This is a genomic window from Paenibacillus sp. oral taxon 786 str. D14, assembly GCF_000159955.1.
In the GTDB taxonomy this organism is placed as follows: Bacteria; Bacillota; Bacilli; order Paenibacillales; family Paenibacillaceae; genus Fontibacillus; species Fontibacillus phoenicis.
Genome location: NZ_GG696031.1, coordinates 1 through 1172 on the forward strand (window position 1 = coordinate 1; position 1172 = coordinate 1172).

Annotated in this window: 1 pseudogene; it reads left to right on the forward strand. The window is 55.2% G+C overall.

The features are described from left to right. Window positions 1-595 precede the first annotated feature (595 nt). Window positions 596-1172 (forward strand): annotated as a pseudogene (locus POTG_RS22535) (hypothetical protein); the annotation flags it as partial.

The window sequence follows — 1172 nt, forward strand, 5'->3', positions numbered from 1 at the left end:
TTTAAGCTGGGGTTGCGGAGCGCCGCTGGTATGCTCGGGGGAGGGGAGTGAGATGCCCGATAACTGCAAAAGTACAGTTGTTTTTCTGCGATTTTGGGGAAATCGCCGTTTTTGCCGGAATTGAACTGTACTTTTGCAGTTATTTTAAAAAAATCCCCGCTAAAGCCGGAAAATAACTGCACTTTTACATTTATTTATACAGGCGACTCCGCCCCCAGGAGAATACCCTGCAATGAACTTGCCAATGAATGGAGTAAAGCGAATTGGTCGAAAGTTCGAGGTCGACTTAGCAGGGCTGAAATGGCAACGGATGAGGTAAAGGGACGGCAGAAGGGGGGAGAGGCGGGAGAGGTTGGGAGATTGGAGAGGTAGAAGAAGTAGAGAAAGTTAGAAATTGAGAAAGTTAGAAATTGAGAGAGTTAGATATTGAGGAAATGAGAAATTGAGTAATTGAGGAAGTGGAGAAGTGAAGAAATAAAGAAGCGAAGAGGCGAAGAAGTAGAAGATTACTTAAAAAGAGGTAGAACGTGGAGAATGCAACGAGAGGTAGAAGTTAGGCTGAACGAACAAGGATAAGGATGAGGAGGTGGAGGGTGTGCGGCATTGGCATGTTTGGGGAGTTACTGCGGCGGTTTGGCTGAGCGGCGTATGGGTTTGTTTGAATCAAGGTCTGTATTGGACGGGGCGGCCGGGTGCGCTGCTGCTGGTGTCCGTCTGGCTCATTGCTGGTGCGGTGGCTGCAGGAGGATGGGCCATCTTGTCTGGTTTCGGGCGGAGCGTGAAGACAGGTTTTGGGTCACATGAGCTTGGACCGTATGAGCTTGGAGGCGCTGCGCCTCGGGCGGGGTTATGGGCAGAGCCAAGCGTTCGGTGTGCCTTGCTGCTGGCCGCAGGTCCCTTTGTCATAGCAGCGGGATACGGTTGGCGGCTGGCCGCGGGGCCGTTGTCGGTTCAATCGACGGTGGAGGCCCTGCGGCTGTGGGCGTTCTTGGGCGTATTTGCTGCGGCGCTGGCAGTGTTAGCCACGGCTAAGCCCCTGAGCGCCCGCCGCTCGCTGGAGGCCGGATGGATGCTGCTCGGCGGGCTACTTGCCGTGACGGCGCTGGCCGTGGTATACGGCCTGCTGCCGCTGCCAGGCGCGATCCTGCGCACCGCGGATCCGGCCGTTTCGG